The following is a 15,037-nucleotide window of genomic DNA, read 5'->3' on the forward strand; positions in this document are numbered from 1 at the left end:
TTACCAAAAACAGGTGTACGTTTATTCTAAGTTGATGATAAATTGCTTAATGTCTTCAGGTTTTGCTATGTTCTTAACCTCTTTTTCACCTATCGAGAGAAAGTGTGTAGCATAGTCCATATTTTGATGAGATGGCTCTATATCATTACCTTCTTCTTCTTTAAGCTGTTCATCATAGTAGTTCACTTCAAAACTTGTCACATGAATATTCTCGTCTTGAAAATAGGTCATCATATCAAACAATTTATCTAGTTCTTGATCCTCAACGAAATCTTGAAACACAAAAATCTCTACCCAATAATAATAGACGGTTGGATGATTCAAGCGCGCTTCTGAAAAAGTTGGAACGGTTACATTTTCATCTATAACCTCTTCTTTCCTACCAGCTCTAACGGAAACCTCTACATCGTAGATCCAAATGTCCTTAAACAGATTTTCGATCAATGGTGTCAATTCCTCATGGGCATCTCGAGACCAGTGTTCATCGATGTAGTAATCCTTAAAGTTATCATTCAAATCCTGATGTACACCAAAAACAACCTCTGGATCTGAAACTGGCGATGCTTCAATGAGATAATGGCCATAATTGGCGCTATAGCTTTCTTCTCCTAAATTAAATGTTTCGTTATACGTTTCCTCTAAATAAGACTTATATAACTGTTTTTCTTCTTCTAGTTGCTCTACTGATCCACCTTCATCGTGTGATCCTGTCGCTAAAATGAAATGGGTAATATTAGGGAGTATAGTCGGGAGTATTGCTATAGGAAGAATAATAAGCATTGATATCCCAACAACAACCATAGCCCGTCTGCCACTGTATACTGGATGAACATACTTTTCTTTGTGAACACGATAAGCAATAAATGATGCATCTATAACACTATAAAGCCAGATCAACCGGAAAATAATTACTAGCCACACATACGAAGGCGCCATATAATGTATTCCCATCTCAACGACAACAAAGGTGATACCCTTTGCCCATTGCCGATTATATATCTGTCCTATACCAGGGAATATAAGTGAACATATTCCCGCCAATATGACACGTACCATCTATGCCACTCCTTCAAAATCAATCTCTAAAATAGAGTTAAAAGACAGCTACCTCTGATGAATAATTGTATGAAGAGATTAAGTTAACACACAATCATAATGTCGAAAAAATTACCCATACCATGATTCGGAACGCCATCGACTATATCCTTAATCATTCTAGTTACTTTACCGAATAATGTATCACGCTTATGAGCTTCTTCACTGTAATCATCATGTACCGATGACAGTCCGTCACCTGAATACACATACGTTTTTCCTGCGTGAATATGATATGTACCGATTTCATCATTCTCCATAACATGATTTTCAATAAGGTTATTCAAAAATCCATTTTGATTCAAATGCATCGTCAACGGCTCCATTGCGTTATTGCTCATCCAAATAGACAACGGATGCTCCCAAAAACCATAATCTCGCGTCTTTATACCAGGGCTATTAAACGTAACAGCCGGTATCTGTGTGTTAATAGACGTATACTGTGCCAGAGCACCACCAAGTGAATGTCCGGTAACGACAATTTTATGATCAGGATAGCGTTTCATCATATCATCTACATAATCTATGGCTTCATCATATTGCTCCATATTATACCCAAAAGCAATAGCCGCATCTGAAGCATAGTCTTTTAGCTCCATTTCTGTTCCCCCAAAAGCAACAACAATCGTATGATCTTCTTTATTTTCGTACGTTCTAGCATGAAATCCAGATCCGTCAAAAATATTATGTTTCTCTTTCCAGCCATGCTCATCCAACATTCGGTCAGTATCTTTTTTAGAGCCACCTAAATGGTTATCGCTATACGCGGAAAAGGCAATATTTGCTATAATATTATCAGCTATATTTATCTCTCCAACTGTTCCATGTGGTCTATCTGTTAACGTTTTATATTGTTGTTTTAAACGTTCAATCTGCTCTTTTCGTTGCTCACGAAAAAAAGGAGAATCAGGTAAAAGCATATACGGATGTTCCTTCAAATAGAGATCAATCGCTTCGTCTACTTTTTCATCAGTTACTTTATGAAGGGCATCATTTTCATCACAATCATCGTTAGTTGGATCTGGAAGACATAGCTCTTCTATATCATTGTTCAGTTTTCTGTCTTCAACCTCACTTACCTCTGCTCCTTGTGTGTGTGTTCCCTCATGTTGACTGTCACTTCCTTCCCAAGGAACACCCTCCCAAATAAAATCACTTGCGTCCCATGGGGTGCCTTCCCATGATTCCCCTTTCCATGAGTTACCCTTCCATGGTTCAACTGCCTCGACACTGGGCGTCCACGCAATCTGAAACATTATACCAAGTGTAAACAAAATCAAAACAGATTTTTGTATATAACGATACACCAAGTTAATCACCCTCATATTTTTACATTTAATGTATCATGAAAATTCCGTCTTAATTACCTCTAAAAAAGTGCACCCTTCGCGATTGGTGCACTTTTTTAGAGGTCAATTAACCTTCTTCTTTAGTCAATTCAACACCATGCTCCTCAGCCAATTCGACCATCCGTTCGTCTGCTTCCTGCGCCTTTTTGATCGCTTCGGTCATTTTTTCATCCGAATCGGCAACAAGCTGGTTGATTTCATCTTCCGAAGCACCCTCGACTGTTTTTTGCAAAGCCTCATGATGTAATTCTAAAGCTTCTGACCATGCGGCTAATTGTGTAAGACGCATGTTATGTAATTCCTTAACGATATCGGTTTGCGGATCCTGGGCTTCAATATAGTCAGTTATTTCTTTCACAAGCGGCATAACGTATTCTCTTTGAAGCTCCACTGTTTCTTCTGGCGTTTCGACATTATAAGAATTCCCCAGTTCAACATCTACTTGATTTGCAAGATTATTAACAGTTTCTACATAGCTGTTATGATAATCAGCTAACTCCTTAGCTTGCTCAGACGCACCGCAAGCTGAAAGTAAACCTACCATTAATGTGGAACCTATGATTGCTAGTATTTTTTTCAAAATTATATCTCTCCCTTTTTATTATCCAATTTCCTGTTGAAATCTACTTATAAACACTATAAGTCGTAGCTTGAATGACCCGTCCACAGATCTTCAATGAGATTAACCCTTGGCCCTGCTGAACCTCTATATAGCTTTTGTTTAATTCCTTCAAAAAAGCCATCATAGGAGGTTGATTGAAATTCATTAGCAGCATTTACTTTAAAGCGATTCTCATCTATTTTCAAAACGGCTCCATCAAGCTCACCACCATTCGCTACAACAGCCGTTCTAGCTGCTTCTACAACATTTTGATGCGAAATATTACTCTTTAAATGCTCTTCTACTATTTCACCTAACAAAGGGGTGTGTAATGCAGCCGTTATCACACGTTCTAATATTTCAATCTCCCATTCATTCGGACTTAGGCTACCAATTGGGGTGCTTTCTCTTGCCTTCTGTAATTCCTCGTCAAAATTCCATGTTTCTTCACTTGATTCCCCTTCACCGGAATCCTCTTCATCTACACTATCATTTTCATCTGATTCCCCGTACTTAATTTCTTCACCAGAAAGCGCATGTCTTAATTCATCATAGAACGCACTTGTCGCTGCCAAGCTCGCCTGCCTTGCTGTTGAAGCCGATTGTTCCTTTGTTACAAAAGCCGCTCCCATATTGAATACGAATACGAACAGAATCATTAACAGCCCCAAGGCCCCCATTACAAACAACATCGTATTGCCGTCTTCTTTGACAAGTCTTTTTTTAAGATCCTGAATCATTCGATCACCCTCCCGGAAGTCGAGGTTGTATAGGATATGTTCGGTATAATATGATTCTCTCGTAATTTTTCAGGGAAAAATATTAAACTAATATTTACATTTATATCCGCAGTGAAATTTTTCCCTCCAGTATTAGATACAGATAGATTCCCTGACACATAGCTAGCTGTGTCGAGGATTTTTTGAGCTGTTGCGTCTGCATCAGCCGTATCCCCTGTTACGGCATAGACACTGGCATATTCATTAACCGCTGACTGAGCAACAATCACACCGTGAATGCCAACAACAAATTGAACGACAACCATGAGAATTATAAGAACGATTGGTACAATGCCAAGAAATTCAATGGTCGCACTACCATCTTCATTTTCCTTAAAATCATTTATCACCTTCATCCGCCTCCCTTCTTCTCAAAATCATTATTGACGCATGTCATGATTTTTAAGAGATTAACTACCAACCCACACATCATATTTTTTGGCTTATTCAACCCTTTTGTTTATTGATGGTATGCTGCAAATACCAAATATGAAATAAAAACGTTAGTATAATGGATAGACGTTTGACTACCAAATGTTCTTTAAAAATGGTTCTAACCTGAAAAGCGAGATAACATGTTATAGCTGTCCCTAAGTAGCTAAACACGATCATTATGTATTGATAGAAACCCCATGTATAACCTTCTAAAAAAAACCGAGCTGGAATAAAGGTCATACTGGTGAACGTATATATCGACAGTAAACAAAACGGAGCAATAAATGACAGTCTTTCGTCAATACTTCCGACATTAATCCGATTCCGATTAACTAAAAACCAATATGATACATATATTCCACCGGTCATAATTGTTAAAATAATCATGACAAGCACAGATCTTTTTTTAATATTCAACAATGATTCTTCCAATGTTTCCATTTCTAATCTCCTCTTTAACTATCTAGCTTCCAGTAAAAATGCGTCCCTTTTACTGCGGCTATCTTCTTGCCAATCAAAATAATTCATTGTAACAACAAAAACAAAAAACGGTACAATCATACTGTTAATTAGAAGTCTAAAGAGTAATATGCTATTTAATTTCATATTGGGATCAATCCAATACAACCCTTTAGAGAACAAGCTCCAAACGAGTAAGTTAAAACAAACAAGCATAAAAATAAGAATTAATATATCAATGACCCCTGAACGACCAATTTGATACGTTTGCTTAAACCATGCCATCCCATCTTTTTGTTCAATAACTTTTGTATAAGGAACAATACAGAAAAGAATGAGCATGAATATACCAGGTAATATAAGTAATGGCAGTCCTGCTAATATACAAAGCAAATAATACACATTCATAATAAAAACGGGTACTAAATTCATGACAAAGGTGCTGTACACTTTTAATAGATTGACCTTTTCTTCTTTATATGCCTGAGCAGCGATGTAAATAAAAGGAATCTGCATCATATTTAATAAGAATAATTGAATGATTATATTTATAATGATTGAACCTGTGTTCAAGCCTAATAAAGCTAGAATAATGGACGTAAACGTATATGTGGCCAGTTGTAAAGGGAAAACAATAGTCATGCTAACCAACACAACGACTAAAATATTATTTAAATAAAGTGAAAGAGCTTTTTTTATATGCATGACTGATTCACTCCCTCTTATAAAAATACCTCCATGGTCTATCTGCCATACATGCTCCTAGTAAACTCGTTAATACGCCTATAAGTATTCCAAAATGTAAAATAAGCGGAAAACCTAAAATACCAGGCTGCATATAAATTGATACCAATTGATTCAAACCACTAAGTATAATGCCAGCAATAGCTGATAAAGTGTACGGGTGATTAGGATTCAACTTTGCGACAAGGAATCCAGCAGGTATATAACAAACGATATAAATTAAAATTGTCACCATAAATCCGTATGTCAAACCCAGCCAACCGAGTAATGTTCCAAGTACAATTGATAAGAAGATACCAAGACCAATACCATGCCATATAGAATTTTGTTTAACCATTATCAATCACCTTTAGTGAAAATGTTATTTATAGTTATCAACTATCTTGTTTAAAATCGAACTCTGGGTTTTCTACTCTAACCCACATGGAATGAAATCCAATAATCAACCAAATGCCAAAAGGCACCAACATAGAACAGATGATAAGAAGTGCTGTATTTTGTCCATATGTTAGTTGTAAAAAGCGTGCAAGGCCATATGTGCCCCCTCCAGCCAAACCTACAATAACAACCCCTAATATATAGTATAATTTTCCAAACAGCGTTTTTCGTGGATTAAAAATACTAATCGCAATTGTTTTTCGATAATGATGTGAGAGGCTCAAACATATAATGAAAATACTTAATAATGCTATGAGAAGCCATATAGGGTGACCTAGTACCCTCCATATAAGTAGCATGCAAAATAAGCCACTGATATCACTAGTAATAACGACTGTTAAAGCATGCCACTTTTGATCCATATGTTTCTCTTGAAAGTAACCTATTAAAACTCGAATCAATAAAATTAGCATGACTATACCACAGATTATGGAAAAAAAATTGGACCACTCCGGTACATTTATAAATGTTATTCCTGCAATAAAAGGAAATACAGGAGTAAAATAAATATTTCTAGCTATTTGGTGTTCTAAAGTTTCTTCTGATTTTCTAACCAATTTTACTCACCCCTATATACTCAAGGTATTCGTACCCCTATCTCTTAATGAATTCATTCCCCTTTATTAAAATCGAATTCAGGATTCTCCACTCTTACCCATTGAGAGTGGAAACCAACAATAATCCATATGCCAGCTGTAAATAGTAGTGAAGAAAATGTCAACATTGTGGAATGGTATCCATGTGCATTCTGCATTAAACGTGTAAAGATATAACTTCCTCCACCAGACAATGCAACAAAAAGAAAACCAGACATAAAATATATTTTACCGAATTTTGTCCTACGACCAGAATAAACTCCTATAGCAATTGGTGGCAGCTAATATTAAAACAAATAGTACTGGAAAAAAGGGGGTATAATAGATGTTTCTCTGAGCCAGTTCAACAATTGATTCTTTATTTTTGTTATCATAGCCATTATCCTTTTATAAATGTATTAAAAGCAGCTTTACCACCATAGTACATCCCTTTCCAGACAGTCTTTGCTTTATCCATATACCAGTCAAGCCCTGATTTAACTTTATCTATTGTCCAGTTCCTAAGTTTTTGTCCTTGTTTTGTTAATAGTAAAGCACTTAATAGCAAACCTACACCAGCTCCAATTATCGTACCAATACCAGGGGAAATTAAAGTACCTACAGCAACGGAGGTGAATAATGTTGCAATCACAGAACTAACAACAGTTATTCCAGCTGCTAAACCACTATCAACTATTAAAGTTGCTCCAAAATCTGTACTCAATACGCCTGGTCCACCATTTTTTTTAGCTTTCTCTCCCCAGCCAAAAGATAAAAAATTAGATCCCAGCGTGACAACATGCCCAGCTATACCCCCTCCTCTTAAATTATTAGTAGAGTTAAGGGTTCCTTTTCCAAAGGTATCGGACAATCCGCTTTGCATAGCCGACTTAACACTAACATTTTTTCGTATACTAGAGTTAGTCGTATGTATGTCATATACCCTTTGATTATTATTGATACCAATTTCTTCTTGATAAAAAATATTAAAAGAATCATCAATGAACTGATTAGCGTGGTTAAACCCGACATTATTAAGCTGACGACCTATAAAACTGTTAGACCAATTTCCTTTTATATTTGTTGGACCCTTTACAACAATATTATTGCCTTCAATCCCCATACTATGCCCATACCACCAACTCATTGCGCCTGGTAAAGCATTGGAACTAAAGTTATAATACATGTCAAGGTCATTTACGAATTCAATCTGCTCTTCTATCTTCTGACCATCACCAAATTCGGTTTCCGTATTTAGATCTGATGCTCCATCCTTGATACTCTCGGTAAAATCTCCTTTCCAGCCGCGCATATACCATGGTTGACTATCCCATTCATAGCCGTTCCAACCTTTTTCATTCTGTGTTCCTGATCCCTCTGTTCCTTCTCCATTCCAGCTATCCTCTGACCAAGTCTCACCGTTCCAAGTATTACCTTCCCATTTTAGGTCACTTCCATCCCAAGACTCACCGTTCCAAGACTCGCCTGTCCATGAATCCCCAGTCCATGATTCAATGGCATAAGCAACAGGAACAATAATGGGTTGAAACAAAACAATCAAAACAGCTATTAACATCAACATATGTTTGACAATAGATTTAATCTTGATCACTCCTCAAAATGTTTTTAAGGTATTGATGATCACCTTTCATCCGGATGTCTTTCATGTTGAATCTGTTTTACTCATAACTTACATACTTCATTCTCCCTACATTTCAAGGACTTCCTGTGATTCACGCCATTTAATCATGAGAGATGTAATATACACTATGACGAATGGAAAGATTAATAGATTTAAAGTCATTTGTGTCAAGATTTGGGCTGCAAAAGAGTTTGTTATGTTAAATATTTGTGCGGCGACGACTATACCTAGAATCGCTTCAATTATTCCTGTTATTAAAATAATTATAAAGAGTTTCCAAAAATGTCTTTTTCCTAAACGCATGCCTTCTCTGAAAGATTTCCAAACCGATTTTTCATCTAACATGCTAATATAAGGAACTGGAAATATGAATGCGAGTATGATTAAACCAGGCACTACTAGCAGCATAAATCCAACTGTCGTAACAACCGCTCCGAGTAAGGCAAATACAAATATTGTAAAACCATTCACTAGAAACAGATAAAATGTATTTCGCAGGCTATGGTCAAAGCCCTTATACTCATTAAAAACAAATCTAATATATGGGGTTTGAGCGTACATAAATAATAAAATTGTAATGAGTGCGTAATAAACATCTGCAAAAGAATAGATCGGGTCATATGCTGGTGTAATGGTATAAATATAGTTGGTCGAAAAAGAATGAACGAATAATAATGGCAGAGTTGTTGTGAGCATCAATACAAACAATTTCTCAAATTTACTTGTGTATAGGTTCCATGTATATTTAAGCGGATTTTTCATCTTTTTCTCCTCTTTATGGATAACGTAGAATCCCTTTCATTTTAAAAACTTCCTCTTCTAGGTCACGTTTATATCCTTTAATCCACATCTGATATATCTCTTCATCAGTCATTTGTTTTACCGATTGACCTTTCTCCAAACGGCTCAATGAATTTTCCAAATCAGCCTGGGCTTTTTCGGACGTCAATTCAACCAACAAGCGAAGGTCTATTGTGTCATGTGATGGCTTAATGTGTTCAGTATGGGCATACACTTTGTCAAAAGCATCAAGCTGATCATAGTGCATAGATATCTGCCGATATTGAATAAGATCTGTCCTAATTACATAATGAATCATCTGTTCAATCGTATCATCTGTAAAATAGCCCGTATTTTCCACCTGATCATCCAAAGCTTTAACATCATGATATAACTGTACGACGTCATGTTGGAGCAGAATTATCTGTTTCATTACTTCATATGCCTGCTTATAGGATACGTTATACTGATTAATAGGACCTGTTTCAATCATTTGCTTCAAGTAAAGTTCAATTTCTTTCAATACATCGATATCCAGTGACGCTCTTTTGGCACTCTTTAAAGCCCCATTGCTGCTTATTGAAAAATACATCAATGGTGCAAGTGCAAGCTCTAATTCCTGTTTGTTGTCAGTATCTGGAGATATGATCGCGCAGCCCTTTAAAGCATTTCTAAATTTACTTTTATAAAACGCGATATAATAAGCGTGGTTGTTCGGTTTGTAGGATACCGCGTTAATTGACGTAAATTCTAGTCGTTTTTGATGTTTTTTCCCTAAGTTTAATAACTGTTTTTGATCTTTGGTGTGCATATCATGTCCTCCTAAAATCGTTTTGTCGATTACGGGTATTGTATTAGGGGGTCATGAATAAAGCAACAACGCTTTATTCATGACGTATCCATTTATTAAGTATGACTAGTTAATTCAAGAAAACCAGCCCTTTACTTTTTTAAAGCCTTTACTTAGGGTATTCTTTACCGTGTCTGTTGCTTTTTTAGCTGCAGAAGCAATTTTATCTGAATTTTTGGCGACGAGTTCAACACCTTTTGACACAACATATATACCTGCTCCTGCAGCTACTAGACCAGCACCGACAGCTTGACCTCCCGGAACAACAGAAGCTACAGCCCCCGCACTCATCAATGTGTCTCCTAAATTGGTACCGACAGTAGCGACTGCGGCCGTTTTATCTGATGCAGATGCATCACTATTAAACGTTTGAACTGCATCAGTTATGCTCGCCCCTGTCTTATATGCAGAAATACCTGCATTAACGCCTGATGTAACAAAATTGAACTTAGACAAGGCGCCCATATTGTTCCAAGTGCTAGCCACCTTCGCAACATCCATGTTTTGAGCAAGCTGCCCAGCAGAGTCTTTTATAATTGAGCCATACTGATGAAATTTACTCGCATTAGAAATTTGGTTCGTTCGAAATGCACTACTCGTTGTTATTTCTCTAGCGACATCTGCTCTGCGCATATTTTCTATCGCCTTGGATTTATCATAAATTGTTTTCCCTTTTGACGTTAAATCATGAACATCATAAAAGACATGATCCCCTGTGTGCAACTTAGCTCCGCTAACAAGCAAATCTCCTAAATGCCAACCTGTTTTACCAAATGAAAAACCTTCATTTAAACCATCAGTCACGAAATTGGCAGTCCCGACAGCTAATTTGTCAAAAACAAATTTCGTTTCTTTAAATTCGCCTGAATCGTAAAATCGTTCAGGTGGTGTGTACCCATTAAGCTCCGTAAAGGCACCTGCTCCCCCACTAGAACTCCATGGGTTACCAGAACTTCCTTCACCAGAAAACCCTCGATCTAACCAAGGATTACCTGTATAACTATTTCCATTAAACCCCGATTGACTCCATGGATTCCCCTGATAACCTTGACCGTTAAATCCTGACTCTGTCCAAGCATCACCCTTGTAAGCGGCACTGGTCCAACCTGGAAAGCGCCAGTCATTTCCTACGTGACCATTTCCATTCCAACCGTCTAATTGCCATGACTCTCCATTAAATCCAGAGCCGCCATTCCAGCCACGCATATACCAGGGCTGGCTTTCCCAATCATAACCATTCCAGCCTTCACCTATTGTCGTACCTGATCCGTCAGTTCCTTCACCTTCCCAGGCATCTCCAGTCCAGCCATCCTCAGACCACGATTCACCCTGCCATTTCAAGTCACTGCCATCCCAAGATTCACCTTCCCAGGATTCGCCTTTCCAAGAATCCCCTGTCCATGATTCGACAGCATAAGCAACTGGTATCATGACAGGCTGAAACACGATAAATAAAGCAACCAAAGAAACCAAGATACTTTTAATGATAGATTTAATCGTTTTCCCCCCCTTTATTATTAGGTCTACTACCAAGATTTAAATCGATTTGAATAATCAAAAAATGTAAGACGTACACATCCTTATAGATACCCTTATTAATCTAAGTTGATGTTGTTATAGAGCATTAACCTCAAGCGTTTCAAGATTTTCTCTCCATTTTAGAATGTAGGATGTTATAAGGATGATCATAAACGGAAAAACAATCATATTAAGCGTCATTTGTGTAATGAGCTGCGCCGCGAAAGACGATGTAATATTAAATAACTGGTATGACACGAATATGCCAAATAAAAGTTCAGCTGATCCTGCAAGAAATATAATGAGAATAATTTTACCGACATTCTTTTTCCCAATGCGCAGCCCTTCCTTATAGCTTTGCCACACAGGCTTGCTATCAAAAATACTAATATAAGGTATAGGAAATACCAATGCGAGCAAGATTAATCCAGGAAGCACAAACATCATGAATCCTATAGTACTAAGGACGGACACAATACATGCAAAAACAAATACCGTGAAACCATTTTCTATAAAGCTATACACTGTATTACGCAAGTTATTCTCTGTACCCTTATACTCGTTGTAAACAAAACGAATGTAAGGAATCTGTGCATAAAGAAAAAATAATAGAGTGATAAGTCCATAATAAATATCAGCAAACGAATAAATTATTGAATAACTAGGTGTGATCGCATATATGTAATTGGTTATAGCTGAATGTAAGAATAATAAAGGTAATGTGGTCAACAGTATAAGAACGAATATTATTTCAAACTGACTTGTATACAGTTCCCATGTGTATTTAAAAGGTTTTTGCATGGTATGTGGGTTTTCACCTCCTATTTATCCAATATTTTAAGGGTATCTCAATTCTTTCTTAGTCAAAGCAAGGCCTTGGGCTAAATTCTTATAAAAATCGCTTTTGGCCCCTTCAATGTGTTGTTCCTTTGTTAGCGTGTCCATATAGGGTTGAAATTCTATACTTTTCAAGGTGTGTAGCTGTTCTTTTTCACCCTTAGAAAATTCTAAAATATATTTTTTAACAGATGCTGTTTTCAATCTATCCACATCTTTATTTTTTAAATCCCTAATGTGCTTAAATTTTGGGATATACTCATATATGGCCATGAGTTGTTTGTATTGAATGTAATCGATTTCTCCAAGATCATTAACTGCTTCTTCCATATCTTCCTTGGTAAAATTGGATAATTCCCCTTTAAAGTATTGATCTGCATTTTCGTTATTTTTTTGACAAATATCTATCAATCTATCCTGCAATTTTAGAATTAAATCAACTCTCTCCAAACAAAACTCAAAAGCATGTTTTGTCTCAAGAGTCAGTTTATCTCCAACGTCATTTAAAACATTAGATAAAAAATATTGCATCGTTATAAAAGCATCCATATTTGCATTTGCTCTTTCACCACCACGACTCAGTATTGAACCCATTGAAACAACATATTCTAATAATGCTTTCAATGCCTCTAAGTATTCTCCTTTTCCAGCTTTTGAATTTGGCGATATCACTGCACAACCTTTTATATTTTTTCCCCGCAAATAATTAACCATAAAATATTCATTATTATTAATGATGTATGAACCTGGATTAACATCGAATGTCTCAAAAAACTTTTTATATTTCTTTGCTTCTTCTTGAACTTGCGGATCATTATATTTAATGTTAATCCCCCTCTTTCACAATTGATATATTATGCGTTAACAGAAATGAGCGAGAACTCATTTCTGTTAACCATTAAATAGATTGATAACTGCCTTTAATCCTTTCTTGGCTTTATGTTTTGCTCCACTCCAAAGATACTTGCTTCCTACTTTAATCTTATCCCAATTCCTAGCGTAAAATTTGGCAGCTTTAGATGCTCCAAACAGGATTGCTCCTCCAATAATCATTACACCCGCAGCCACTCTTGCACCTGGTAATGGAACTGCTGCTACAACTGCACCAGCACTCATTAATGTACTCCCTGTTCCTTCAGTTACTTCAGCTACGGCCAAAGTTTTACTTGCACCACTCGCATCACTATCTAATACGTCAGACATATCGTTCCACATGTTATAAGTTTGATATCCAGAATAGGCTGCACCTATCCCAGCGGTAACTATATTAAACTTGGATAACGCCTTCTCGAGTGCAGGAACCTTAGTTAAGGGGGACCCTGATTTCTTAGCCATTTTGGAAACATCTCGGTACTCTCTCTTTGTTTGAGTAAATTGCCGTAAATCTTTTGAATAACTCCTAACGTTTGCTGCATTCTTAATCGTATTATATCCTTGGACTCCATCATAAGCTGTAATACCAGTTTCAAATGGATCTACATAGGTTTCATCTAAACCTGATAACTTTATACCATTTACAAGCATGTTACCGAATGCACTAGTTGCCTTTTTGCCAAGACCAGAGTCAGTTCTTCCTGCATCCAAATATCTTTGGTGTTTTAAACCGTCTGATATAAAGGAAGCATAACCTCCCATCACATCAACCGTAAGATAACTCATTGCATTAGCCATGTTCTGATTAAAATCAGTAGAACTTCCTATATCTGTGGCAATTCCAGGGGTTATCTGACGCCCAATAAATCCACTATAAGACCATGGATTTCCTAGAGATGGTCTTCCATTATAACCATTCTGCAAATCTGAGTATCCTGCTATTTCGTCCCCATAGAATGAAGGCAATGACCAATTTTCACCATAAAAACCATCGTCGGACCATCTATCTATATACCAACTTTCTAAATACCACGGAATGTTGGACCAATCTGGATTAATATCTTCATCAATATTAATTGATGAATGTTCAATTTCCGCACCTTCCCACTTATTTCCCTCCCAGGGTGTCCCTTCCCATTTAAGATCGGATCCATCCCAGGAGTTTCCTTCCCAAGGTGTCCCTTTCCATGTATCTCCTGTCCATGAGCTAACTGCATAGACTGTTGGAGTCAAAAGTGGAAAGAACGTTATGATCAATATGACACCTAATATTAAGTACCTTTTTAAACCAATCCTCAATCTTCACCACCCCTTTTAGCGGTTACGTAATGAGTTCTAGGTTTGTAGTTTCTTGATAGTTTGTTTTTGATCATCAGTAATTGTTTATTAAGATAATTGACCACTATAACATTTCGCGATTTTAGGTCATGTATTTATTTTTTCCTCTTTTTCACGTATCGTCTGAATATGATTTTTTCGCATTAAAGGTAAAGCACTCCCGATTATAATTGCTGTAAACGGTATGCCACCTTCACTCCATATCCATTCAAATACTGTTATAGGTACATAAACAGCATAAATGAAAATCATTAAGAGGAGATAAATTGTACGCCACTTCTTCTCTGTTTTGGACATGATATGCCCTCCTTAATCAATGTGATTCTTTCATACATTGACAGACTATCCTTCAAAAAGTTGTTATCATATACCTTAATTACTCGCTCGTTTGCTTCTTATATTTTTCCTGTATAGATTTTTTCATCTTTTTAAGCTTTTTTGCATTAATATCCTTTAAATCACTCTCTATTTCTTTCTTAGTATTTTTGATAAGTCTTTCTATCTCATTAGATCTTGATAATAATTCGCTTAGTTGTTTTGAGGTAATAATCCCTTCTTTTTCTAACCTCTTTGGAACACGTCTCAAATTATTTAACATCCTTGTTGTTTTTCTATTCCATTCGTTTGAAAAACTCAAAATGTCAAATTGACTATGGATTTCCAAACTATTGACATCTTTAAGTGCATCATTTTTCCAATCTTCCCATGCTTCAAGAACTTTTTC

18 protein-coding genes are annotated in these 15,037 nt (G+C 36.5%); all 18 read right to left on the bottom strand.

The genetic code is table 11. The features are described from left to right. Nucleotides 1–21: 21 nt before the first annotated feature. The gene (locus HPC67_RS14410; RefSeq protein ID WP_217589259.1) at nucleotides 22–1,056 is read right to left on the bottom strand and encodes a hypothetical protein; all 1,035 of its coding nucleotides are present in this window, start codon (nucleotides 1,054–1,056) and stop codon (nucleotides 22–24) included. 83 nt (nucleotides 1,057–1,139) lie between these two features. After that, nucleotides 1,140–2,402, bottom strand: coding sequence for a Tle-like phospholipase domain-containing protein (locus tag HPC67_RS15955; protein WP_217589261.1), 1,263 nt, complete (start codon nucleotides 2,400–2,402; stop codon nucleotides 1,140–1,142). A gap of 109 nt (nucleotides 2,403–2,511) precedes the next feature. Further along, entirely contained in the window at nucleotides 2,512–3,024 is a 513-nt protein-coding gene (locus HPC67_RS14420) for a hypothetical protein (protein ID WP_217589263.1), read from the bottom strand. 56 nt (nucleotides 3,025–3,080) lie between these two features. Then, entirely contained in the window at nucleotides 3,081–3,785 is a 705-nt protein-coding gene (locus tag HPC67_RS14425; RefSeq protein ID WP_217589265.1) for a hypothetical protein, read from the bottom strand. Further along, entirely contained in the window at nucleotides 3,782–4,180 is a 399-nt protein-coding gene (locus HPC67_RS14430) for a TadE/TadG family type IV pilus assembly protein (protein ID WP_217589266.1), read from the bottom strand. Before HPC67_RS14430 ends, HPC67_RS14425 begins: the two co-directional genes overlap by 4 nt. Nucleotides 4,181–4,271: 91 nt before the next feature. Continuing rightward, a complete protein-coding gene (locus HPC67_RS14435) occupies nucleotides 4,272–4,700 on the bottom strand; it encodes a hypothetical protein (RefSeq protein WP_217589268.1) in 429 nt (142 codons plus the stop codon). Between the two features lie 18 nt (nucleotides 4,701–4,718). Next, nucleotides 4,719–5,423 (bottom strand): hypothetical protein, encoded by a 705-nt coding sequence (locus HPC67_RS14440; RefSeq protein ID WP_217589269.1) that lies wholly within the window; start codon nucleotides 5,421–5,423, stop codon nucleotides 4,719–4,721. Nucleotides 5,424–5,430: 7 nt separating this feature from the next. Next, nucleotides 5,431–5,799 (bottom strand): hypothetical protein, encoded by a 369-nt coding sequence (locus tag HPC67_RS14445; RefSeq protein ID WP_217589271.1) that lies wholly within the window; start codon nucleotides 5,797–5,799, stop codon nucleotides 5,431–5,433. 37 nt (nucleotides 5,800–5,836) lie between these two features. After that, nucleotides 5,837–6,457, bottom strand: a complete 621-nt coding sequence (locus HPC67_RS14450) for a hypothetical protein (RefSeq protein ID WP_217589273.1) — start codon at nucleotides 6,455–6,457, stop codon at nucleotides 5,837–5,839. A gap of 418 nt (nucleotides 6,458–6,875) precedes the next feature. Continuing rightward, nucleotides 6,876–8,087, bottom strand: a complete 1,212-nt coding sequence (locus HPC67_RS14455) for a hypothetical protein (RefSeq protein WP_217589275.1) — start codon at nucleotides 8,085–8,087, stop codon at nucleotides 6,876–6,878. A gap of 96 nt (nucleotides 8,088–8,183) precedes the next feature. After that, nucleotides 8,184–8,879 (bottom strand): YciC family protein, encoded by a 696-nt coding sequence (locus HPC67_RS14460; protein ID WP_217589276.1) that lies wholly within the window; start codon nucleotides 8,877–8,879, stop codon nucleotides 8,184–8,186. A gap of 13 nt (nucleotides 8,880–8,892) precedes the next feature. Continuing rightward, nucleotides 8,893–9,708, bottom strand: a complete 816-nt coding sequence (locus HPC67_RS14465) for a hypothetical protein (protein ID WP_217589278.1) — start codon at nucleotides 9,706–9,708, stop codon at nucleotides 8,893–8,895. A gap of 114 nt (nucleotides 9,709–9,822) precedes the next feature. Further along, complete coding sequence (locus HPC67_RS14470) at nucleotides 9,823–11,211, bottom strand: hypothetical protein (protein WP_217589286.1); 1,389 nt, start codon at nucleotides 11,209–11,211, stop codon at nucleotides 9,823–9,825. Nucleotides 11,212–11,361: 150 nt separating this feature from the next. After that, nucleotides 11,362–11,802 carry a hypothetical protein gene (locus HPC67_RS15815; protein ID WP_246570149.1) on the bottom strand — a complete coding sequence of 147 codons (441 nt, stop codon included), beginning with the start codon at nucleotides 11,800–11,802 and terminating at the stop codon, nucleotides 11,362–11,364. Between the two features lie 300 nt (nucleotides 11,803–12,102). Further along, nucleotides 12,103–12,816, bottom strand: coding sequence for a hypothetical protein (locus HPC67_RS14480; RefSeq protein ID WP_217589289.1), 714 nt, complete (start codon nucleotides 12,814–12,816; stop codon nucleotides 12,103–12,105). A 177-nt stretch (nucleotides 12,817–12,993) separates the two neighbouring features. Continuing rightward, nucleotides 12,994–14,274: a hypothetical protein gene (locus HPC67_RS14485; protein ID WP_217589291.1), complete on the bottom strand. Its 1,281-nt coding sequence runs from the start codon at nucleotides 14,272–14,274 to the stop codon at nucleotides 12,994–12,996. Between the two features lie 126 nt (nucleotides 14,275–14,400). Then, on the bottom strand, nucleotides 14,401–14,610 hold the full coding sequence (locus HPC67_RS14490) for a hypothetical protein (protein WP_217589298.1): 210 nt from the start codon (nucleotides 14,608–14,610) through the stop codon (nucleotides 14,401–14,403). A 79-nt stretch (nucleotides 14,611–14,689) separates the two neighbouring features. Next, nucleotides 14,690–15,037: hypothetical protein (locus HPC67_RS14495; protein ID WP_217589300.1), on the bottom strand; the 348-nt coding region annotated here is incomplete at its 5' end.

This window comes from Lentibacillus saliphilus (genome assembly GCF_019093865.1).
Lineage (GTDB): Bacteria > Bacillota > Bacilli > Bacillales > Amphibacillaceae > Lentibacillus_B > Lentibacillus_B saliphilus.

Coding starts and splice junctions, on each gene's coding strand:
- HPC67_RS14410 (WP_217589259.1), bottom strand. CDS start 1,056: ATGGTACGTGTCATATTGGCGGGAATATGTTCACTTATATTCCCTGGT.
- HPC67_RS14425 (WP_217589265.1), bottom strand. CDS start 3,785: ATGATTCAGGATCTTAAAAAAAGACTTGTCAAAGAAGACGGCAATACG.
- HPC67_RS14430 (WP_217589266.1), bottom strand. CDS start 4,180: ATGAAGGTGATAAATGATTTTAAGGAAAATGAAGATGGTAGTGCGACC.
- HPC67_RS14435 (WP_217589268.1), bottom strand. CDS start 4,700: ATGGAAACATTGGAAGAATCATTGTTGAATATTAAAAAAAGATCTGTG.
- HPC67_RS14440 (WP_217589269.1), bottom strand. CDS start 5,423: ATGCATATAAAAAAAGCTCTTTCACTTTATTTAAATAATATTTTAGTC.
- HPC67_RS14445 (WP_217589271.1), bottom strand. CDS start 5,799: ATGGTTAAACAAAATTCTATATGGCATGGTATTGGTCTTGGTATCTTC.
- HPC67_RS14460 (WP_217589276.1), bottom strand. CDS start 8,879: ATGAAAAATCCGCTTAAATATACATGGAACCTATACACAAGTAAATTT.
- HPC67_RS14465 (WP_217589278.1), bottom strand. CDS start 9,708: ATGCACACCAAAGATCAAAAACAGTTATTAAACTTAGGGAAAAAACAT.
- HPC67_RS14480 (WP_217589289.1), bottom strand. CDS start 12,816: ATGGTTAATTATTTGCGGGGAAAAAATATAAAAGGTTGTGCAGTGATA.
- HPC67_RS14490 (WP_217589298.1), bottom strand. CDS start 14,610: ATGTCCAAAACAGAGAAGAAGTGGCGTACAATTTATCTCCTCTTAATG.